Raw genomic sequence first — 20,223 nt, 5'->3', positions numbered from 1 at the left:
CTTTATGAGGCAGTTTTAGGGGGGGCAACTTTAAAGGATTTCTCAATACTAAAGCCCAGTTTCTCGTTTATAATACTAAGAAATTGGGCTTACTATCTTTTGAAATAGGAATCTAATGAAGAATGGTGTGTCCCAACTTACTGTAAAACTGTTAGTACATTTACATCACCGATTAGTGAAATACACTAAAATGTTTCAATACGTTGTTTGTTTCTTCTTCCGTAATGCCGATATAACGCAGGGTAACGGATTGATGAGAATGATGCAGAATTCCAAATTATCGTACACTCAAATCATTGGTACATAAGGGTTTGAAGAAAGAAAGGTCGATAAAGATGACACAACCAAAAGATGCTACAGGTTGAATGGTTAAAACCTCTTTATAGTTGGACAAATGGGGATCTGGAAGGGTATTTTTGCGAACAGCACTATTACCAGGTAAAAGCTTTTAATGCCCGGCAGAAGCAAGCATATGAGGAATATAATAAAAAAATGAACCTTTTTAGAATATATAGTTAATAAGGAGATACCCCCGTTTTTAAGACTGGGATTCTCCTTTTTTCTTAAGGACAGTCAGTAATAATAATATTAGTATCAGAGGTTTGTGTTAATCCAGAGTTAATTGAGGGGGCCCCACCGGGTGGAAATGCGTCTATGATGAACTGGAAATTATCGTTTTGTCCTGGTGTTGGGCTTTCTAGCAAAATTAGTTGAAAAGTTGCTACTACTGGAGTTCCCCCAGCTGGGATAAAAATCCCCGTGCCTTGTGTGCTCTGTGAAAAATCTCCTTGAAAATCCCCGCAACTTGGTGGGACAATTGAAGTTGGTATAAAAGAAAAGCTTTGATTTCCATCTGATAAGTCAGAATCAACAAAATTCAATGTGATATTGCTCCCTGCGTTATTACAAGTGGGACAAATAGAACCATTGAGTGAAAGGATCCCTGTTTCTGGAGTCCCTGAAAATATCAAAGTTGCCTGCTGATTAATCGTAAAAGTTGAAGAACAATCACACGGTACAGCAGGATTGAATTGGAAGGGAGGTCCTGGAGGTCCTTGAGGTCCTCGGGGCCCTGGGATTCCTTTATCTCCTTTGGACCCTTGATGGATAGGGGGGCAACAACAGATTCTATTGAAACAGCGGGGACAGCAAAAATTAGAATTTGATGACATAAAATTCACCTCCTGAAAAAACTTTACGATATTATATAAATTGGAAACTAAAACTGATTGGACAAGACTGTGAAAAGGGAATTTGTATTTCTTGATAAAACAGCTGGCATTAAATAACCTCGATAGATTATATAAATAAAACCCAAACCTGGTAGTTAAGGGGGGATTTTCACTGTTTGTACTATATTGTACAAGCAGTTCTTCTTTTAATGAATAAAATACCTCGAAAATAAAAAAAAAGAGGTGATTAAAATAAACCATTTTAATCCTATTCCACATTGTAAGCCTTTTAAAGATACAACATATGATCATCTTAAAAAATGTGTTCATAAGAAACACGATGATTGTTGTAAGAAAAAATGCTGCGATGATGACCATCACTCTGATTGTTGTAAGAAAAAATGCTGCGATGATGACCATCACTCTGATTGTTGTAAGAAAAAATGCTGCGATGATGACCATCACTCTGATTGTTGTAAGAAAAAACGCTGGGATGATGACCATCACTCTGATTGTTGTAAGAAAAAACGCTGGGATGATGACCATCACTCTGATTGTTGTAAGAAAAAATGCTGCGATGATGACCATCACTCTGGTTGTTGTAAGAAGAAACACTGGGATGATAAATGTTGGTAGTTTGTTAGCTATGATCTAGTACTTGATCAGGTACTTTTTATTTCTTTAATCTTTTAATGGGAATAAACCTCGATAGAATATATGCATAAAAAAACCCCGGTGACTAGTCGGGGGTTATCGGTTTATCTGGTGAGGTTATTCCTGTATAATTATGGTATGACAATCCAATCGCGGGGTTAGTCATATTCCTTTTTATTTTGTTTTTTATTCAGGCCCATAGAAAAGAGCGTTGCTTCTTCCTCACTTTCCGAAAAGTCGAGAGAGGAAGCCTTTTTTTCTGCTTTAATTGCTTCTATTTCCTCTTTAGCTGCAGCCACTTCTTTTTAGTGGTTTCCACCTCTTCTTTAGCCATTAATAAGAGCTGATTTTCTTTTTGTTCCAGCTTTTTTACCACGGAAGCGGATACCCAAAAAAACGTGTATAAAAGTCACATAATCAATCTTCGTATGTATATTGAGTTGCTTTTTCATTACCAGGGACACCTCTCTGATTTGGAAGATCGTATAGTGGCCCTGGCAAATGAACTGGAAGAATATAAGATCATCCAATCGATTCCCGGCATAGGAGAAAAAATCGCAGCCACGATTATCTCTGAAATTGGTGAAATCGATCGGTTTAATCATCCGAAAAAACTGGTTGCCTTCGCTGGAGTAGATCCAAGTGTTCACTCATCAGGTAAGTTTACGGCAACCATTAATCGTATTACTAAAAGAGGTTCGAGCAGATTACGTCATTCTCTGTATCTTGCCGTATTATGCGGCATAAGAAGTTCAAGGAACAAAAAGGTTAAAGCCTTCTATGATAAGAAACTCCTATGGAACTAACAGGGCAGGATAGTTCATTAAGATGTATAATATTGGATATATTTAAGGGGGGATTTTGATGTTAATTAGAGAGATAAAACCTGAGGATGCTGAAAGTTTTGATTGGCTAATGAAGCAAGTTGAAACTGAAGCTGATTTTATGCTTATGGAACCAGGAGAAAGAAAAGGGTCTCCTGAACAACAACGTAAATGGTTGGAACGAATGGACAAAGAGGGTAATTCAACGGTACTTGTTGCAGAACAAGAAGGTGGACAGTTAGTAGGATATTTAGCAGTCATTGGCGGAGATACAAGAAGAACCAAACATTTAGCCTACCTAGTTATAGGTATTTTAAAAGAATACACAGGGCGTGGTATAGGAACAAAGCTATTTCAAAGGTTAGAAGAATGGGCAATAACTCATAATATCTTACGGTTAGAACACAGTAGTCATTCAAAATGAAGCAGGAGTATCTCTATATAAAAAAATGGGTTTTGAGATAGAAGGAATAAAAGGAAACTCACTAATGATAGATGACACACTTTTCGACCAGTATTTTATGTCCAAATTATTATAAGGTCTTGCTAAAATAACAGGTGCTTTACTTCACTACCAGGAGCTAACAGCAGCTCCTTTTCTTATGCAACTAAAGGGGCAGGATAGTTGCATAAGCCATAAATGCAGAATTTATATTTTACATAAAAAGGTAAAACAGGTAATATGAATTTAATAACAAATACGATGAAGAGAAAAGTAAATAAAATCAATTCTTTCTAGAGAGCTCCGTTTGGTGGAAAGGAGTAAGGATGATTTATTGAACCAAGCCTCTGAGTATCATATTGGAACCTTTTTGGGGATGGTGTGACGGGAGCTCCCGTTATAGAGCTAGGGTATAGGATTTCTGTACCTGATAAGTTTAATATGGTGACATATTAATAAACTGGGGTGGTACCACGATTTTTAAATCTCGTCCCCAAGACTTAGGTCTTGGGGGTGGGATTTTTTTATTTGTATCTAAACTATTTAAATCAAAAGTATAGGTTAGGTCTCTAACAGAAAGGTTCTATATTTTAATAAGAATAGAGGGAGATAAGATGGTTTTGAAGAAAAAATTTGCGTCTTGGAAATTCCCATCAATATTGTTACTAGGAATTGGAGTCTCAAATGTGGGTGAATGGATTTATTTCATATCTCTTAATTTAATTGTTTTGGATATGACTGGCTCTCCTCTTGCAGTATCTGTTCTATACATCATCAAACCCTTGGCTACTTTATGTACGAATTTTTGGGCTGGAAGTATTATTGACCGATTAAACAAACGAAAACTAATGGTTTTTTTTGATATCTTCCGAGCTATATTTATAGCTTTATTACCTTTTATGCCATCCATTTCCCTCATTTATTTAGTAGTATTTATCATAAATATGGCGAGTTCTATGTTTGGTCCGACATCAATGACTTACATTACAAAATTAATTCCGCAAGAACAAAGAAAACGATTTAATTCCCTTCATAGTTTAGTTACTTCAGGAGCATTTTTAATAGGTCCATCTGTTGCAGGATTATTGTTTTTAATTGGTACTCCAATATTTGCAATCTATACAAATGCAATAGCATTATTTTTATCAGGTATGATTACGTTATTAATGCCTGATTTAGAAAAACAAACAGTTGTTTCCTCAACGAATAATAAACTATCAATGGAAATAATAAAAAAGGATTGGTATGTGGTAGTTGATTTTAGTCGTCAATATAGATACATAATGATGATTTACTTTTTGTTTAGCTGTGTGATGATTATTATGGCGAATGCAGTAGATTCTCTTGAAGCAGCATTTGCCAAAGAGGTACTTTTTTTGTCAGACAGTGAATATGGTTTTTTGGTCACTATTGCTGGGGTAGGTATTGTAGTTGGATCAATAACTAACTCATTGATAGTTAATAAGATAAAAACCTCACTATTAATTGGTGTGGGGTCTGTACTAGTCTCAACTGGGTATATTATTTATTCTATTTCAAGTACGTTTATCATTGCAGCAGTAGGTTTCTTTATCTTAGCTTTTTTTATAGCTTATGCTAATACGGGCTTTCTAACATTTTATCAGAACAATATACCAGTTGATGTAATGGGGCGAGTGGGGAGTGTTTATAGCTTATTTCAAGCGATTTTAGTAATCACGGCAACAAGTATTATGGGAGCTGCGGCTCTGGTTACTTCAATTCAAACTGTTGTGATTTCAGGTGTCTTGGTTATGATGATACTCTCCTTAACGTTGTGTATATTTAGCTTGTTACCCTCAAAAAAACAATTATACCAGCCTGAATCTGTTAGAACTAAAAGTTTTTAAACAGAATTATTAGAAGAAAACATCCCAACCTTAGTGAACTAACGGGTGCTTTAGTTCATTAACAGGGGTTGCTTCGGCAGCCCTTTTCTTATGGATCTAAAGGACAAGATACCCAAATAAAAAAATACACATTTACTATATTTTCGTAAAATAGAATGGAGGGAAGGGTGGGGAATCATGAAAAAATATTTAGGGATTATTTCGTTTACTTTAATTATCTTGGTTATTTGTTTCTTTGCTGCGAATATAACACGAGTAATTGATCCTGGAGTAACAACTTTTCGTATATTAATGATATTTGGAATTATTATATCCTTCTCTTTTTCTTTTCTTAGTGAGAAAGGACTTTGGAGAAAATTTGCTTTAGGTCTTAGTATATTCGTTGGTTTAGTTTACTTTATAGCCGTCGAATTAATGAGAATAGTATTCCAGGGTAATGGATTTTAAATTGTTTATTCAACAAACAAGTGCGTTAGCTAAAGATCGTAGCTGTCTTTAAGGCAGCTTTTTCGTATGGAACTATCGGGGCAGGATAGTTCCATAAGAAATTGACTATTGGTTAATTGTGGAATATAATTGCATTAAAAGGAACGTACGTTCTTTTTTGGTGGAGTAGCTTTATGTGGAAAAAATAAACTATGAAAATTATGATTGGAGAGTTAGTAGATGAAAATAAAAAAAGTTTATCTATATGTATTTAATACAATGTCAGACTGGGAATATGGATATTTAATTGCTGAACTAAATTCAGGAAGATATTTCAAAAAAGATTTAGCACCTTTAAAAGTAATTACAGTAGGAGCGAATAAAGAAATTATTACTACGATGGGGGGACTGAGTATAAAACCAGATATTTCTCTTGATGAATGTAACTTTGATAGTAAAGATCTTGTAATTCTACCTGGAGGTAATACTTGGGGAGAAGCTATTCATCAACCTATCTTGAAAAAAATTGGCGTGGCTTTAAAGCTTGGCACTATTGTTGCTGCTATTTGTGGTGCTATTGAGGGACTAGCGAATATGGGATATCTAGATTCTAGAAAACATACAAGCAATAGCTTAGAGTATATTAAAATGGTCTGTCCCAATTATAAAGGAGAAAATTTTTATGAGATGGAACCTGTAGTAACGGGTGAAAATTTGGTTACTGCATCAGGAGTAGCTCCTTTGGAATTTGCGATGGAAGTACTGAAAAAATTAGATGTATTTGCACCAGATACATTACACTCGTGGTATAACCTAAATAAGACTCACAAACCTGAATGCTTCTTCCAACTAATGAACTCAATAAATAAGTGATTTTAAAAATCAACTTGGCAGTTTTATTTTACTTGAAATAACCTCTATACTTTATGCGATGCCAAAGTATAGTTTTAGTACATAACATAAAATTTTAGAGAAGTTAATAGAGATTGTAAAGAAATGTACTTAAACTAACGGGTGCGGGTGCGTTAGCTGAAGATCGGAGCTGTCTTTAAGGCAGCTTTTTCTTATGCCACTAAAGGGGCAGAGTAGTTCAAAAAGCATAGTTTCTTCGGTAACTACTAACTTTAAAAAGGTATATTTTACCAAATAACCTTTACTGCTCACAAGTTATTAAATGTAATAATCCGGGTAAAAATTAATATTCCAACTGAAAGGAGAGTTGTATGTTACATCCAGAAGAGGTTTACCTTGTTTTAAGGGATAAAAAACTGCTGCTAGAGTTAAAGGAACAAATAAATAACTCTCATATTTTCTACTTATCAATGATTAATGATCAGCTTTTATTAATTGAAAATGCTCTAAATGAATGTAACATTGATTCTTCACTATATTAAAAAGGGGAATCCGAAGAATAGTTGTTTTTTTTTTTGTCTTTATTTCCTCGTGATGCTTCTTCTTCTAAGTAGTTTGAATTTTGGAAATCTTATTTAGATAAATGGTCAGCAGCCTTCACCGAAGAAAGAGGCGATATTTTAATCGTTGAATCTGATGGCGAAATATTGAAATACATAGCAATAGTTGAAGGCTAGAGCCAACGGCATTACTAATGATAAGTCTATAAAAATGTGAAGATATACACTTAAACTAACGGGTGCTTTAGCTGAAGATCGGAGCTGTCTTTAAGACAGCTTTTTCTTATGGAACTAATAAAGGGGCAGGTTAGCTCAAGAAGGATATTAGTAGTGATAAATAGAATGCTTTATACAAACTTAATCGTATAGAAAAACTCTTCTATACAAAGTTTCATGCAAAATAAACGGAGGGAGTAGCTAATGAATATTCGTATTTTAAAAGAGTCTGATGCCCATTTATACCAGGAAGTGCGATTAAATGCATTGGAAATTAACCCCGAAGCATTTGGTTCAACATATGAGAGAGAGGTGGGATTTTCATTAGAAACGGTAAAGGAGCGAATAAAACCAATAAGGGACAAGTTCATTGTAGGTGCTTTTGATAATAGAAAATCTTTAGTTGGAATTGTTACTTTTATACGTGAAAACAATCTCAAAACCAAACATAAAGGGACTGTTTTTGGAATGTACATAGCTCCAGGCAATCGAGGTCAGGGTTTAGGGAAATCATTAATGAATGAACTTATAAGTAGGGCGAAGAATTTTGATGGATTGGAACAAATAAATTTAACTGTTGTATCTGCTAATGACTCCGCAAAGAAACTATATAAGTCTTTGGGCTTTGAAGTATATGGTACAGAACGAAATGCCTTAAAGTATAATGGGCACTATTTTGATGAGGATTTGATGGTTCTAAGGTTAACTGAAGATCAGAGCTGTCTTTAAGGCAGCTTTTTCTTATGGCACTAACGGGGCAGTTTAGTTCAACAAGAATACCTAGCCGATGTTTTTTGCTGTTTAAGAATAATGGTGATTTTTGATAACTCTTCGAAATCTTACTTTCAGTTACCTGTCAGATGGTAAGAGATATAGGAATAGTATATTACTTGGATTAATAAAATTGAAACAGAAAGAAAAATGAGGTGATTTTATTTTAGAAAAACTCAGGAAAATTAATATGAAAACTGCTGTATTTATGGGACTTATTTTTTACTCTTTGACTATCTTAATCCACATTCTTATTATAAACAAAAGTATTCCATTCACATGGGTTAATGGTGGAAGGTCTGAATCATTCGCTGAACAGCTACCAATATCTGTTATAAATCTCGTTATTTCTATTATTGGAGTAGTTTTTACGCTGATTGTTGGTAGAATTAAACTATATAAATACAAAAGAGGAATAACCGTTATATGTTGGTTTTTTGTTGTACTTTGGTCTTTTGGATTTATACAACAATTGTTTGGAACACCTTTTGAAAAAATGGTTTGTTCGTTAGTATTGCTTATTGGAGTTATCTCGAACTTGCGTATGGCGATTGAAAAAAAATAGATGTAACTATTTAATTAATAAGTGTGTGAACAATTACACTTAAACTAAAGGGTGCGTTAGTTCATTAAGAACCCCTGAAAAAGGAACTCCCAGGGTCCTATATTTTTTTACTGAAATTCAACATTATCGATTAAGAGAGCCTTTCATAAAAACGCAACGTATAGATGGGAATTCCTGAATTATCAGGAATTCCCTAGTATAAAAGCTAGTCGGTATATAGATTAAAAATAAACTAAATAAGTTCAGACCATATATACTATGGTCTGAACTTTATTTAGTAGATAGCTATTTATCAAGTAGTTTTGTTACGGACTTATTATTTTCTTTTGTGTATAAGTAATATCGTCAATCGTATTTAGATAATTATCAATTACACCAACAATCGACTCGACACATCCATCTTCAAATGGAGAAATTATATTTGCTATTTCTACCAATTGTAAGAACGATTTACTTCCACCTTGCTCACAAATTTTTAAATAATCGTTCCATGCTTCTTCGTGGTTTTCAATCATTTTTTTCCAAAATTGAAATGCGCAAATTCGAGCTAAAGCATAATCAATATAATAGAAAGGATTTTGATAAATATGCCCTTGGCTCTGCCAAAATCCACCATTTTCTAAATACTCATTGTCGCCATATTGGAGATGTGGTAGGTATTTCTTTTCAATCTCTCTCCAAATTGCATGTCGATCAATTGGTGTTAATTCAGGTTGCTCGTACATACGATGTTGAAATTCATCAACTGCTACACCATAAGGTAAAAATAATAACGCACCACTTAAATGAGAAAAGTAATATTTCTCTTTATCTTCTTTAAAAAAGTTTTCCATCCATGGATAAGTGAAAAATTCCATGCTCATTGAAAAAATTTCAGCAGCTTCAAATGTTGGTCCAGCGTATTCTGGAATATCAAAATGACTACTTTTATACTTTTGGAATGCATGACCTGCCTCATGTGTTAGGACTTTAATATCGTGTGATACACCACTAAAGTTTGAAAAAATAAACGGGGCTTGATGACTTGAAATATATGAACAATATCCACCACTCACCTTTCCTTTTTTCGCGGTTACGTCCATGAGGTCATTTTCTACCATATAACGAAAGAAATCATTTGTTTCAGGTGAAAGTTCTTTGTACATAGCGATACCCTTTTCAATAATCCAGTTCGCATCTCCCTTAGGAATTGCATTACCACTTGGAAACTCAAATCCTTCATCATAGAACATCAATGTATCAACATTAATACGTTTACGTTGACGCTCTTTCAACTTAGAAGCAATTGGTACAATAAACTGTTCAATTTGTTTACGGAAATTCTCTACCATCCCCTTATCGTAATCCGTGCGATTTATTCTCGCATACCCTAACTCAACAAAGCTTGGAAACCCAAGTTTTTTCGCAATAGTTGTTCGTACTTTAACGAGTTTATCAAAAATATCGTCAAGTTCTTGTTTGTTTTTTACAAAAAAGCTTGTATGCATTTTGACAGCTTCTTTTCTTATATCCCTATCGCTATGAACTATAAATGGTTGTAATTGTGCAAGTGTATATTCTTTTCCAAGAAATGAGATTTTGGCTGAGGAAATAAGTTGTACATATTGGGAGGTTAAATGATTCTCTTGTTGGAGATCTTCGATAACGTCATCACCATATGTTTTCAATTTTTGCTCTGCAAGTTTAAAAAGTTGAGTACCATATTGTTCCTCTAATTCACTACGAAATGGTGAAGCCACTAACGCTTTATAATAATTGGTTTCATATCCTTTTAAGATTGGGAGAAAATCATGAAAAAAATTAAGTTCATTTTTATAAAATTCATCTGTCGTGTCAATTGAATGTCGAATGGAACAAATACATCCCATTGACATTACTTCATTACGAATTTGATTAATTTCTTTAATCATTTTTTCTTGTTCTTGAGCAGTTGAGGAGAGTTTGAATTCTTCAATCGTTAAATGGAACCTTCTCTCTACTTCTTCACGATTTGGGCGAGCGTACTGGAAATCTGAAAATGCCACCGTCATTCCTCCTTCTAAATAATAACCACTTTGATAATTTCCTTTTATTAGTAAAACCTTATCATTAAAATAGTTAAAGTTAAAGTTACAAAAGAGATATTCAGTTTGAAAAGGATTTTGTTGTTCAACTAACAGGTGCTTTATTTCAATGCTAGGAGTTGATTAGCAGCTTTTTTTCTTATGGAACTAACGGGGCAGGTTAGTTCCCTAACATAAATTGGGAATATATGTGGTAATATGGGAAGAAATATATTAAAGTAGGTAATTTGTTTTGGAACTCTTAACAGAAAAATTAATTCTTATATCTCTATTTATATTTATTATCCATTCTATCGAAACACTTGCATATGCAGTCAGATTATCTGGTGCAAGAGTAAGATTGTTAGCTTCAGCTCTATCCTTATTTAACTTGATGGTTATGATTTCTCGATTAGCGAATATGATGCAGCAACCATTTACAGGGAGCCTGGTTGATAATGCTCCTAAAGTAAATACACTAGAGTTTGTTGAAAACCAATACAGGATCATTATTGGTTCATCAACATTAGGAACAATAATAGGTATTCTTTTACTTCCTACTTTTATTGCTATTTTTTCAAGGGCTATTGTTCATTTATCTGAAGAAAGAGGTTCTATACCATCTTTGATTAAAAAGGGGTTAACTTTCGAATACATTAAGCGTGGGATAAAACACATTCATTTACCAAAGTTTTCTTACTTAAAGGATATTAGATTAAAAGATATTCCCATAAGATTGTTTTTAATTAATATGGTAATAACTGCAATCTATACAATTGGAGTGTTATCTGCGTTATATGCTGCTTTAATAGCTCCAGAAAGGGCAACAACGGCTATTATGGCATCGGGCCTTATAAATGGAATAGCTACAATTTTACTTATAATTTTTATTGACCCTAAAATATCTATCCTTGCTGATGACGTAATAAATCAAAAGGGCAGTTACCTTAATCTCAAGGGTGTATCTCTTATGATGGTTACTTCTCGTTTATTAGGAACGATTCTAGCCCAAGTATTTTTTATTCCAGGGGCAGGATATATTGTGTGGTTTACTAAATTTATTGTCTAATAAATATCTGATTTGTATGTTGATATCGCTAGAATTGTTTTACTATTTTGAGTATAACTACTAAAGGAGTATTGAAATGATTAGAGGACTATATGAAGCACATCTGCCTGTAAGTAATTTACAGGAATCGATTAAATTTTATCAAAAGCTTGGTCTAGAACTCGCTAGTGAACAAGAAAAATTGGCTTTCTTTTGGATTGTAAAGGGGGAAAGTTGGTTAGGTCTTTGGGAAAATGAAACAGTAAATCTTCCATATCACCCATCCATTCGTCATTTAGCATTTAAAGTAGATAAGTGTGAAATTGAAAGAGTGAAGGCGTGGCTAGAATCTGTAAATATTGAAGTTCGTACTTCTTTTGGTTTCTCTCCAAAGATGCAACCGTTAGTATTTAAAAATAATCCACATCATGCTGCTGTTTATTTTTATGATCCCGATGGCAATTCATTAGAATTAATAACACCACTAGATATGGAACTTCCTGATAACGAAAAAATGATGATGTTAGTAGATTGGAAAAAGAAACACATGAAATAAAAAGCCCTTATTTAAAGGAGAATTAGGAATTTTAATTTTTTATTTCCACAATCGGGCTTGATTGTTGAGCAACACAAGGAAATAATTTAAACCTTTTTATAAAAGTCTCATACTTGGTTAAAGTGAAAACCTCCATTTTGATCAATCTTTTCTCAAAATGGAGGTTTTTCATGTGCTGTTAAATAGGATGGACTAGAATTTCTTTATCAACCTTTATTCCAAACCTACAGGTAAAATTAGTAGCAAAGAAATTCTTGTGGGGAGGGTTATATGGAGCAAGTAAATTTTTTTGACAACAGTCTTTTTTACGAAAAGGTAAAGAAAACTTTCTACTTACACAAAAAGTTAATCAAAGAACGTTTGCCAGAAGCTGATGTCCAGCACGTTGGAAGTACAGCTGTCCCTAATTGCCTTACAAAGGGTGATTTAGATATACAAGTGCGTGTTACTACTGAACAATTCCAAATGGCAGTTCAGACACTTTCAGCCTTATATGAACTAAATGAAGGTAGTGTTAAAACCGACAGTTTCAGGGCATTTAAAGATGATTCAACCGTTCCTCCTCTCGGTGTGCAATTAAATGTAATTAATTCTGAATTTGATTTCTTTTGGAAGTTCCGAGATGTTTTATTAATAAATGATAAATATCGAAAGGAATACGATGATTTAAAGAGGAATTACGAAGGAAAAGAAATGGATGAGTACAGGGAAGCCAAAAATGAGTTTTTTCAAAGAATTATTGAAACACCAGAGTTTAAAAAACTGTGATCCTTAATGAACTAACGGGTGCGTTAGCTGAAGATCGGAGCTGTCTTTAAGGCAGCTTTTTCTTATGCCACTAAAGGGGCAGGATAGTTCAATAAGCGTAGAGTATTCGTACTGTGTACTTAAAGTTTTTAACTATTTGAATAAATTTCTCTTATAAAAGCCAGATTATAAAAATGAGAAATATGAGTGATACAAATGAGGATCCCGTATGAACCAAGCTGGCGTTAATGAAAAGTATAAGGTATCGCCATTCTATGTGTTATTTTTAGTGCATACTATGCAAATAGGATTGGGTGTGTTAAATTTTCAAAGAGATTTAGCTAAGGCGACAGGAACGGATGGCTGGATCTCCATACTCTTAGCCGGCCTGATTGTTCATATATTAATTTGGCTTATATATAAGATTTTTAGCATTGTTCCTGGTGATATCATTTCTGCTAATCATTATGCATTGGGTAAATGGATAGGGAATTTCTTCAGCCTCTTATTCATTGTTTATTTTTTTATCCTTGGAATGACGATCATTATCGGCTATATAAATGTTGTTCATATTTGGATGTTTGAGGAAATACCTTCTTGGGCGTTAGCTTTGGTTTTCCTGATCCTGATTTATTATATACATACGGGAGGGTTCCGAACTGTTACGGGGATCGCCTTTTTATCTGTAGTCCTTTCATACTGGCTTTTATTTGTACCATTATATGGTTTCAAATACGCTGATTTCACCAGTTTTCTTCCTGTTTTCGATCATACTTTAATCGAAATAATGAAAGGAACTAGAAGTGTTTCATTATCAATGCTTGGTTTTGAAATGATCCTGATGTATTATCCATTCATCAAGAGTGCCGAATCATCAAAAAAGTATGCCCACGGAGGAGCCTTAGCCACCACGTTATTGCTCCTATTAATTTATTTTGTTTCGACAGTCTTTTATTCACAGAAACAGTTGGCCCTCGTCCTATGGCCAACACTCACATTGAGCAGTGTCATCGAATTACCCTTTATTCAACGCTTCGAATATATATTGGTTTCTTGGTGGGCCATTATTATCATACCGAATATGCTAATCCCTTTGTGGGCTGCCAGCAGGGGTGTCAAACGCTTATTCAATGTCCAGCAAAAGTATCCCTTATGGGTAATGTCCATAATCATACTACTTATCTGTATTCTTTTTTTCGATGTCGATTCCTTATATGTATTAAAAAAAATAATCAATCCATACAGCGTGTGCTTTATTGTTTTATACTTATCTTTTCTTTTGGTTTTAATAAGTATAAAAAAATGGAGGAAGCGTTTATAACATAGCTTCATTTTTATAAAAACAGAATAAAATGTAAGACAGTACGTTGATTATCCATTTAAATGATGCTATTATACAGAATTTCTTTCTCACAGTTTGCGTAAATCTGAGATATGTCTTATTGAACAAAAGGTGTGATAGTTAGTTCAAGACCGGAGCTGTCTTTAAGGCAGCTTTTTCTTTATGCAACTAACGGGGCAGTTTAGTTGAAGAAGAAAACGAATTGATTGGTGTTGAATTAAATACCTAACTATATTTTTTATACAAAGATGTAACTGCTAGGCAGAATAAAATATTTAGACAGTTGGTCAGAATATATTGAAAAAGGAAAAAGAGTCGACAAAGCGACCCTCCTCTAAGATTCTCCGTATTTAACTTATTAAGTATTTATTCAACGCTTGTTGTAAAGTTCCTAATGTTTGTGCTTTTTCATTTAATCTCATTCCTAAGCGTATCATATTGCTAGCCACTTCAGGTCTTAACCCGGTAATCACAGTGGTACATCCCATTAATGAAGTGCCGTCAATAATCTTCATTAAATGATCAATTACCTCAGTCTCCATTTCCATAATTCCAGATAAGTCCATAATCAATGGTGAATATTTAATTTTCCAATCTCTATTAAAACTTTTTCCTCTAGAATATTCGTTCGGTAAAGATCAATCGCACCAATTAAAGGCAAAATACATATAGTGGGTGTTATTGGGATTATTGGTACAGAAAGATTTTCGACCAATTCTCTTTGAGCCGTTATCAATGAATCTTTGTATTGAGAATATGTGATAAAAAAAACATTTAAAAACCTGTCTACTTGATTATTTATTTGTTTTTCTACCGAAAAAAACTCTTCATTAATAACGTGATTCATTACCTCGTTATATCCTTGTAGGAACTTCCACAAAGTTCTTCGAATGGCTTGCACCCACTCTAATTTGAAAGTTAATGGTATTTCGTGTGTCGCCCAAGCTATACCTTCTTGTTTAGCAAATGATTGAAGCTCTTGTTCTTCACCCTCAATAATGTATCGAACCAGCCTACCGGCATTATTTATCAGGTCAATATTACCGACCATTAATATTTCTTCAATTTTGTCTTTCACATTAGATGATTCGTTTAATAATGAATCTTCAAAATCCTCGTTATTTTCTTCGATGAAATTCATTAAGTTATATATATCAAGTGACAAATCCATAATTAAATCTCCTCTTTTTATATATGCCAAATCATAAATACCCTATTATTTTAATTACTAAACCCATTTACACAAAAAACTTCTAATTTAAAGGAAAATGGATGATATTTATGTTAATTAATATTGTGAAGATTTCTACTTAAACTATCGGGTGCGTTAGCTTAGGATCAGAGCAGTCTTTAAGGCCGCTCTTTCTTTATGCAACTATCGGGGCAGGTTAGTGGTAGTAGAAGGTAATCAGGTGTTAATTAGAGAAAAAGGTAGTAATAAATATAAAATTAAATACTTGAGGAGAAAAGGATGGCTCATAATGGGATAGTTTTAGTAGTTAGTGTTTCAATATTCAGAGATGATGAAGTCTTAATAATTAGAGAAAATAAACCAACTGCTATTGATAAGTGGAACTTTCCAAGTGGACGCATTGAATATGGTGAAGACATTCTCTATTCAGCTCGTAGGGAGGTAAAAGAGGAAACAGGCTATGATGTAAAACTTAATGGTACAACGGGTGTATATAATTTTATCAGTAGTACAAACAATCAAGTAATTCTATTTCATTTTACTGGTGAGGTTAATGGTGGTTCATTAAATCTTGAAGAAGATGAAATTTTAGACAGTAGATGGATTAAGGTGAATGACCTTGTGAAATTTGATAATGAAGAACTACGTGAACCCATGGTACTAAAGCAAATAATAGATAACTTATTAAAAGAGAAGGTACATTCAATTAGTATTTATAATGAACAACTAAGTAAATAATTCATATTAAGCTAACAGTCCTTTACTTCATTACCAGGAGCTGATCATCAGCTCCTTTTCTTATGGAACTAAAGGGGCAGGATAGTTGCATAAGAACTGGTATAATTTAGAGAAAAGTAAAGGTTAGAAGTGAATTATGGCTTTCCTTATAATAGCAATCTTATTAATATTTTTATTTGACTTTACAAAAATGAGAAATCAAAATCAAACAATAATTAAACAGAATGAAAGGGTCATCTCCTCTGTTGGAAGAGATTAAAAATAAAGGCTAAATATCAAAAAGAGCAAAAAAAGACCTCAAATAGTAGAGGTCATTTCATATTTTGACTTATATTTTCTGGAATCATAACTACTTCCGTTTTCAAATCAACAGGTCTGAATGTTTCATCAATACATTCTTTCCAATACTCTAAATGCTTCTTATCTATCCAGTGGTCTGATTCCTGCACTTCTTGTCCGCCTTGACCCTGGACAGAGTACCAATATAAAAACTCATCACCACTTAGATGTTCTCTAAATATAGTTTCAACATACATTTTTTCGGCTTCAAGAGTTATCAGCACATCATTCATATTTTCGTTTAGAAACTTTAACCATTCATCTACCCGTTCCGATTTACCTTCCTTAACTCTAAATCTTGTTAGTTCTACATTCATATTTCTCCCCCATTTAATTAGTTATCTTGCTTATATTACATATTTTAGCAGTTTTTAACCTAACAGGTGCAATAAGGGAGTTGCCTTGGCACATCTTTGTCTTATGGAACTAAAGGGGCAGGATAGTTGAAGAGTCTGTTGATCTTTATTCAACAATTGGGCCATTTTGTTAAAGATACTTCTTAAAGATGGTTGGATATTTATGTTAAAATCAGGGGGATATACATTAATCTAAATCAGCAGAGGTACACATATATAAGAGTATTGTGAAATTTAGAGAGGGGAGTAACAAAAGATGGCATTTGCCGTAGGGTATGGAATTGCATTTATAGGAGCACTTGTAGCTTATCAACTTAGCAAAGGTAAGTCGAAAAAAAGAAAACTCATTGTTTGGGGTATTGCTCTTATGTTGGCAATTTCGCCATTCTTATCTTTTGCGGTAGGGCTAACATACGCATTTACTGTTGGGAATGGTTGGGCAGCTTTGATTATGTGGTACTTGTTCCCATTCGGTTTCATCGTAGGACTTATTATGCTACTGGTAGGCATATTTAAGAAAAAAGAAATAGAGAATGTCATGTAACTTCTTCAACTAAAGGGCGCGATTCTTAAAGAAATTTCACTTTTCTTAATGAACTAAGGGTGCGTTAGCTGAAGATCGGAGCTGTCTTTAAAGGCAGCTCTTTCCTTATGGAACTAAAGGGGCAGATTAGTTGATTAAGCCAGTTGTATTTATTATATTATGCTAATTACCCCGACCATTTATATAATTATTCCTAACCTGTTACATTAGCAATACAACGCTCCACATACTCGAGTACTTCTTCCGAAATCGGGTATAGGCCCGTTTCCTTAGAGGGCAGTTTTCTGACTTCCCAGAACTTATCCATCAACTTCGTATCTCCTTGAAAAGTATCATTTGATATTTCTATTAACTCGCAAGCAATTTGATGACCTTCGTCTGATTCAGGTTTAATATCGTGTTTTATACACCACTCAATTCGTCGTAGCAAAGAAATATACTGATGTGTTGTCCAATCATTGTTGCCGAGATTTGGAATTGTCTCTTGCAAGATTACCTTTTCATCAACTTCAAAATAGTCAATCCATTTTTTAGAGCTATTTTGTGAAATTTGAATAAGTTGAGAGACACGTTCCCAAGACAAAGATTCTTCCAAGTCAATCATATTAATTAAAGATTTTGTATTAGAAATGCTTGTTTGAAGTTTGGAAAGTCCATCTTGTAAATAATTATGATGCGAAATTAGAATTTGTTTATAGGATAGTCTATCTAATAAATCGCGAATATTTTCGAGTGGAAGTGAAAGTGATTTTAGAATGATGATTTTTTCTAATTTAAACAAATCCTCTTCTGAATAATATCGTCGTCCATTATCATCCTTAAAACTTGGTGTGAGGAGATTAATTTGATCGTAATAACGAAGTGTGCGAACGGAGAGATTTCGCTGTTTTGATACCTGTCCTGTAGTCCATCGTTTCATTTCATTCCCTCCTAAAATTAAAGCTTGCAGGTGACGTAACGTCATCTAATATAGTTGGATTATACCATATAAAGGAAGAGTGATGCCGGTTGAAAACAACTGAAATGAACTGGAAGGAAGAAGACCGTTGGGGTTTGAAAGAATTTATATTTTTAATGTTACTTGAATTTGTATTTGTAATTGGGTGTATTAAATTCGTTGTTCACCCAATTTATTCTCACTGGTTCGATAATGTTCTATATGCTGGAACATTAATGGGATTGACAATAGCAATTATTCTAATTTTAGGTGTTTATTTTATTGCTCTCCGCCCGAAAAAACTTTCTTGGAGTGAAGTAGGGATAAAAAAATTCACTGTGAAGGATTGGAAAATCATTGTTGTATTTTCTGTTATCTTAATGGTTGGTGCCGTGATAATTGTAGTGCTTACTAGTTTTATAGGGAATTCGTGGGAGAACAGCAAAACAGAGGCAATACAGCAAAACGTAACTTTCGTTACGGTTCTAATTGCCTTTATCTCTGCCGCAGTTATCTCACCAATATACGAAGAAATTTTTTATCGCGGTTTTTTATATCGCTGGTTACGTACACGCATAGGATTTATTGGAGCAATTTTACTTAGCTCAACAATCTTTACAATTATTCATATTCCAACATATAATGTAATGCCAGTAAATTTCTTTAGTGGTATCATTTTTGCTTTAGCGTATGAACGAACTAATTCGATCTGGCCATCAGTTATTATTCACGGTTTAACTAATGGAATTATGGTTTTGTTGACAAGTTTGGGATAAAGATATTGTTATGAGTAGCCGGAACATACAATGCGAACTACCAGATACAAGAGATGAAAAAGATTAATTATGTAAAATCAACAAAGTTTGTGAAGGAATATACTTAAACTAACGGGTGCGTTAGCTGAAGATCAGAGCTGTCTTTACGGCAGCTTTTTTATTATGGCACTAAAGGGGCAGGTTAGTTCAATTAGCGTTGTGTAGTCGAAGTATGTTGTAAGTCTGTTAATATTCAATCAAGATTTTCAAGGGATTAATTCTCCCTTCACTCAATTCCTCAAAACATCGGCATATTTCTTGTTTGGTTATTTTACTTTCGAATATCTTTTTTAAAAGGGAGCCAGTCTCTTTTACGCTGTTTAAATACCATTCTGAGTGTTTTCTATAATCATAACCATCACTTGAACCGACTATTTTTAATTCTTTAATATAAAACTCTGGTTGCAATTCAAATTTTTCCTTGTTTCCATCTGAGAGGATACAAATTTCACCATCTTTGCGTATTGATTGTTGAAGTGTTTTAAATGCTTCATTGCGAGCAGAACACTCAATAGCATAATCATAAAAATCTTTAGGAGAACTAATTCCGTTTTTAAAAACATTATTCGCTCCTAAAAATCTAGCTAGATCGCTTCTGCTTGAATTGGGTTCAACCACATCAATATACTCAACACTAAAATAGTTTTTCAAAAAATAAACAGTTAATAATCCCATAGTTCCCATACCTGTAATTAAAACTTTATCTGTTTTTTTTGGATTAAGTTTTAAAACCCCTTTAGCAGAATCACATGAGAGTATAATAAGCAGCGCATGAGAATAATGAAGATTATTTGGAACTGGAATGGCCTTTTCCTCTTTAGTAACTCCATAATCTTTGTGACCATAAAATGCAACAACTCTGTCACCTATCTTTAAATTTTTTACTTCTTCACCCACGTCTATAATTTCTCCGTAACTTTCATACCCAGTTTCCTTAGGATAAGTTGGTGTGGGATCCGTTATATCGTTTTCCATAAATTGAGGCAACTCTGCCCCAATGCTAATAGACCCTGCAATAGTTTTTATTAAAATTTCATCTTTTTTTAGAGGCGGTATAATATTTCGGACCCATTTCAAATTCTTTTTTCCTAATAACACTAGTGAATTTTGTTCCATAACCTACACCTTTCCTTAAAAAATATGTCTACAGCATACTTCTATATGTTATTATTACTTATACAAATATTACCATTATAAATAAACAAACACCCCCTCTT

At 33.7% G+C, this 20,223-nt stretch carries 22 protein-coding genes, 2 pseudogenes and 1 other annotated feature; of the genes and pseudogenes, 16 read left to right on the top strand and 8 right to left on the bottom strand.

The window, feature by feature from the left end:
* Positions 1-563 precede the first annotated feature (563 nt).
* Positions 564-881, bottom strand: a complete 318-nt coding sequence (locus tag AC2YHV_RS20900) for a hypothetical protein (protein ID WP_487374008.1) — start codon at positions 879-881, stop codon at positions 564-566.
* A gap of 595 nt (positions 882-1,476) precedes the next feature.
* Here AC2YHV_RS20900 and AC2YHV_RS20895 point away from each other — a divergent pair.
* Positions 1,477-1,827: a hypothetical protein gene (locus AC2YHV_RS20895; RefSeq protein ID WP_487374007.1), complete on the top strand. Its 351-nt coding sequence runs from the start codon at positions 1,477-1,479 to the stop codon at positions 1,825-1,827.
* Positions 1,828-1,984: 157 nt separating this feature from the next.
* On the opposite strand, the gene AC2YHV_RS20890 is transcribed toward AC2YHV_RS20895, so the two are convergent.
* Positions 1,985-2,125: a hypothetical protein gene (locus AC2YHV_RS20890; RefSeq protein ID WP_487374006.1), complete on the bottom strand. Its 141-nt coding sequence runs from the start codon at positions 2,123-2,125 to the stop codon at positions 1,985-1,987.
* 27 nt (positions 2,126-2,152) lie between these two features.
* The gene (locus AC2YHV_RS20885; protein WP_487374005.1) at positions 2,153-2,278 is read right to left on the bottom strand and encodes a hypothetical protein; all 126 of its coding nucleotides are present in this window, start codon (positions 2,276-2,278) and stop codon (positions 2,153-2,155) included.
* Between AC2YHV_RS20885 and AC2YHV_RS20880 the strand changes: the two are divergent.
* The 8 genes and pseudogenes from AC2YHV_RS20880 to AC2YHV_RS20845 form a co-directional block, all read left to right on the top strand.
* Positions 2,216-2,617: pseudogene (locus AC2YHV_RS20880) on the top strand (transposase); the annotation flags it as partial. The gene AC2YHV_RS20885 and the pseudogene AC2YHV_RS20880 overlap by 63 nt on opposite strands.
* Positions 2,618-2,690: 73 nt before the next feature.
* Complete coding sequence (locus tag AC2YHV_RS20875; RefSeq protein ID WP_487374004.1) at positions 2,691-3,074, top strand: N-acetyltransferase family protein; 384 nt, start codon at positions 2,691-2,693, stop codon at positions 3,072-3,074.
* A gap of 270 nt (positions 3,075-3,344) precedes the next feature.
* Positions 3,345-3,590, top strand: a binding site (T-box leader).
* Between the two features lie 122 nt (positions 3,591-3,712).
* A complete protein-coding gene (locus AC2YHV_RS20870; RefSeq protein WP_487374106.1) occupies positions 3,713-4,960 on the top strand; it encodes an MFS transporter in 1,248 nt (415 codons plus the stop codon).
* Between the two features lie 177 nt (positions 4,961-5,137).
* Positions 5,138-5,407, top strand: coding sequence for a hypothetical protein (locus AC2YHV_RS20865; RefSeq protein ID WP_125161921.1), 270 nt, complete (start codon positions 5,138-5,140; stop codon positions 5,405-5,407).
* Between the two features lie 219 nt (positions 5,408-5,626).
* Positions 5,627-6,259, top strand: a complete 633-nt coding sequence (locus tag AC2YHV_RS20860; protein ID WP_487374003.1) for a type 1 glutamine amidotransferase family protein — start codon at positions 5,627-5,629, stop codon at positions 6,257-6,259.
* 350 nt (positions 6,260-6,609) lie between these two features.
* Entirely contained in the window at positions 6,610-6,780 is a 171-nt protein-coding gene (locus AC2YHV_RS20855; RefSeq protein ID WP_202187490.1) for a hypothetical protein, read from the top strand.
* A 438-nt stretch (positions 6,781-7,218) separates the two neighbouring features.
* Positions 7,219-7,743 (top strand): N-acetyltransferase family protein, encoded by a 525-nt coding sequence (locus AC2YHV_RS20850; RefSeq protein WP_487374002.1) that lies wholly within the window; start codon positions 7,219-7,221, stop codon positions 7,741-7,743.
* Positions 7,744-7,975: 232 nt separating this feature from the next.
* Complete coding sequence (locus tag AC2YHV_RS20845; RefSeq protein WP_375564507.1) at positions 7,976-8,350, top strand: hypothetical protein; 375 nt, start codon at positions 7,976-7,978, stop codon at positions 8,348-8,350.
* A gap of 305 nt (positions 8,351-8,655) precedes the next feature.
* Here AC2YHV_RS20845 and AC2YHV_RS20840 read toward each other — a convergent pair whose 3' ends face one another.
* Positions 8,656-10,374 carry a M3 family oligoendopeptidase gene (locus tag AC2YHV_RS20840; protein WP_487374001.1) on the bottom strand — a complete coding sequence of 573 codons (1,719 nt, stop codon included), beginning with the start codon at positions 10,372-10,374 and terminating at the stop codon, positions 8,656-8,658.
* Positions 10,375-10,645: 271 nt separating this feature from the next.
* Between AC2YHV_RS20840 and AC2YHV_RS20835 the strand changes: the two genes are divergently transcribed.
* The 4 genes from AC2YHV_RS20835 (at position 10,646) to AC2YHV_RS20820 (ending at position 14,064) form a co-directional block, all read left to right on the top strand.
* A complete protein-coding gene (locus AC2YHV_RS20835) occupies positions 10,646-11,461 on the top strand; it encodes a lipid II flippase Amj family protein (RefSeq protein WP_487374000.1) in 816 nt (271 codons plus the stop codon).
* A gap of 76 nt (positions 11,462-11,537) precedes the next feature.
* The gene (locus tag AC2YHV_RS20830) at positions 11,538-11,996 is read left to right on the top strand and encodes a VOC family protein (RefSeq protein WP_487373999.1); all 459 of its coding nucleotides are present in this window, start codon (positions 11,538-11,540) and stop codon (positions 11,994-11,996) included.
* Positions 11,997-12,266: 270 nt separating this feature from the next.
* Positions 12,267-12,764 carry a GrpB family protein gene (locus AC2YHV_RS20825; protein ID WP_487373998.1) on the top strand — a complete coding sequence of 166 codons (498 nt, stop codon included), beginning with the start codon at positions 12,267-12,269 and terminating at the stop codon, positions 12,762-12,764.
* Between the two features lie 208 nt (positions 12,765-12,972).
* Positions 12,973-14,064, top strand: coding sequence for a GerAB/ArcD/ProY family transporter (locus tag AC2YHV_RS20820; RefSeq protein ID WP_487373997.1), 1,092 nt, complete (start codon positions 12,973-12,975; stop codon positions 14,062-14,064).
* A gap of 371 nt (positions 14,065-14,435) precedes the next feature.
* On the opposite strand, the pseudogene AC2YHV_RS20815 reads toward AC2YHV_RS20820, so the two are convergent.
* Positions 14,436-15,256 (bottom strand): annotated as a pseudogene (locus AC2YHV_RS20815) (STAS domain-containing protein).
* Between the two features lie 300 nt (positions 15,257-15,556).
* Here AC2YHV_RS20815 and AC2YHV_RS20810 point away from each other — a divergent pair.
* The gene (locus AC2YHV_RS20810; RefSeq protein ID WP_487373996.1) at positions 15,557-16,015 is read left to right on the top strand and encodes an NUDIX hydrolase; all 459 of its coding nucleotides are present in this window, start codon (positions 15,557-15,559) and stop codon (positions 16,013-16,015) included.
* 311 nt (positions 16,016-16,326) lie between these two features.
* Here AC2YHV_RS20810 and AC2YHV_RS20805 read toward each other — a convergent pair whose 3' ends face one another.
* Positions 16,327-16,671, bottom strand: coding sequence for a DUF6176 family protein (locus tag AC2YHV_RS20805; RefSeq protein WP_487373995.1), 345 nt, complete (start codon positions 16,669-16,671; stop codon positions 16,327-16,329).
* A gap of 295 nt (positions 16,672-16,966) precedes the next feature.
* Between AC2YHV_RS20805 and AC2YHV_RS20800 the strand changes: the two genes are divergently transcribed.
* The gene (locus AC2YHV_RS20800) at positions 16,967-17,254 is read left to right on the top strand and encodes a hypothetical protein (RefSeq protein ID WP_487373994.1); all 288 of its coding nucleotides are present in this window, start codon (positions 16,967-16,969) and stop codon (positions 17,252-17,254) included.
* A 193-nt stretch (positions 17,255-17,447) separates the two neighbouring features.
* Here the strand turns inward: AC2YHV_RS20800 and AC2YHV_RS20795 are convergent, their stop codons facing one another.
* Positions 17,448-18,173, bottom strand: coding sequence for a MerR family transcriptional regulator (locus AC2YHV_RS20795; protein ID WP_487373993.1), 726 nt, complete (start codon positions 18,171-18,173; stop codon positions 17,448-17,450).
* Positions 18,174-18,262: 89 nt separating this feature from the next.
* Here AC2YHV_RS20795 and AC2YHV_RS20790 point away from each other — a divergent pair, with 89 nt between their 5' ends.
* Positions 18,263-18,967, top strand: coding sequence for a CPBP family intramembrane glutamic endopeptidase (locus AC2YHV_RS20790; RefSeq protein ID WP_252270635.1), 705 nt, complete (start codon positions 18,263-18,265; stop codon positions 18,965-18,967).
* 225 nt (positions 18,968-19,192) lie between these two features.
* On the opposite strand, the gene AC2YHV_RS20785 is transcribed toward AC2YHV_RS20790, so the two are convergent.
* On the bottom strand, positions 19,193-20,122 hold the full coding sequence (locus AC2YHV_RS20785) for a zinc-dependent alcohol dehydrogenase (RefSeq protein ID WP_487373992.1): 930 nt from the start codon (positions 20,120-20,122) through the stop codon (positions 19,193-19,195).
* Positions 20,123-20,223: the final 101 nt, after the last annotated feature.

The sequence above is a fragment of the Peribacillus sp. SRI_006 genome (assembly GCF_057586375.1).
Note: the sequence above shows the minus strand (reverse complement) of the source record. Positions and strands in the feature narration are given on the sequence as shown.

Bases quoted from the DNA above. Each gene is read 5' to 3' on its own strand.
- AC2YHV_RS20805 (WP_487373995.1), bottom strand. From the start codon at position 16,671: ATGAATGTAGAACTAACAAGATTTAGAGTTAAGGAAGGTAAATCGGAA.
- AC2YHV_RS20855 (WP_202187490.1), top strand. From the start codon at position 6,610: ATGTTACATCCAGAAGAGGTTTACCTTGTTTTAAGGGATAAAAAACTG.
- AC2YHV_RS20800 (WP_487373994.1), top strand. From the start codon at position 16,967: ATGGCATTTGCCGTAGGGTATGGAATTGCATTTATAGGAGCACTTGTA.
- AC2YHV_RS20845 (WP_375564507.1), top strand. From the start codon at position 7,976: ATGAAAACTGCTGTATTTATGGGACTTATTTTTTACTCTTTGACTATC.
- AC2YHV_RS20875 (WP_487374004.1), top strand. From the start codon at position 2,691: ATGTTAATTAGAGAGATAAAACCTGAGGATGCTGAAAGTTTTGATTGG.
- AC2YHV_RS20860 (WP_487374003.1), top strand. From the start codon at position 5,627: ATGAAAATAAAAAAAGTTTATCTATATGTATTTAATACAATGTCAGAC.
- AC2YHV_RS20885 (WP_487374005.1), bottom strand. From the start codon at position 2,278: ATGAAAAAGCAACTCAATATACATACGAAGATTGATTATGTGACTTTT.
- AC2YHV_RS20850 (WP_487374002.1), top strand. From the start codon at position 7,219: ATGAATATTCGTATTTTAAAAGAGTCTGATGCCCATTTATACCAGGAA.
- AC2YHV_RS20830 (WP_487373999.1), top strand. From the start codon at position 11,538: ATGATTAGAGGACTATATGAAGCACATCTGCCTGTAAGTAATTTACAG.
- AC2YHV_RS20795 (WP_487373993.1), bottom strand. From the start codon at position 18,173: ATGAAACGATGGACTACAGGACAGGTATCAAAACAGCGAAATCTCTCC.
- AC2YHV_RS20820 (WP_487373997.1), top strand. From the start codon at position 12,973: ATGAACCAAGCTGGCGTTAATGAAAAGTATAAGGTATCGCCATTCTAT.
- AC2YHV_RS20785 (WP_487373992.1), bottom strand. From the start codon at position 20,122: ATGGAACAAAATTCACTAGTGTTATTAGGAAAAAAGAATTTGAAATGG.
- AC2YHV_RS20895 (WP_487374007.1), top strand. From the start codon at position 1,477: ATGATCATCTTAAAAAATGTGTTCATAAGAAACACGATGATTGTTGTA.
- AC2YHV_RS20865 (WP_125161921.1), top strand. From the start codon at position 5,138: ATGAAAAAATATTTAGGGATTATTTCGTTTACTTTAATTATCTTGGTT.
- AC2YHV_RS20810 (WP_487373996.1), top strand. From the start codon at position 15,557: ATGGCTCATAATGGGATAGTTTTAGTAGTTAGTGTTTCAATATTCAGA.
- AC2YHV_RS20825 (WP_487373998.1), top strand. From the start codon at position 12,267: ATGGAGCAAGTAAATTTTTTTGACAACAGTCTTTTTTACGAAAAGGTA.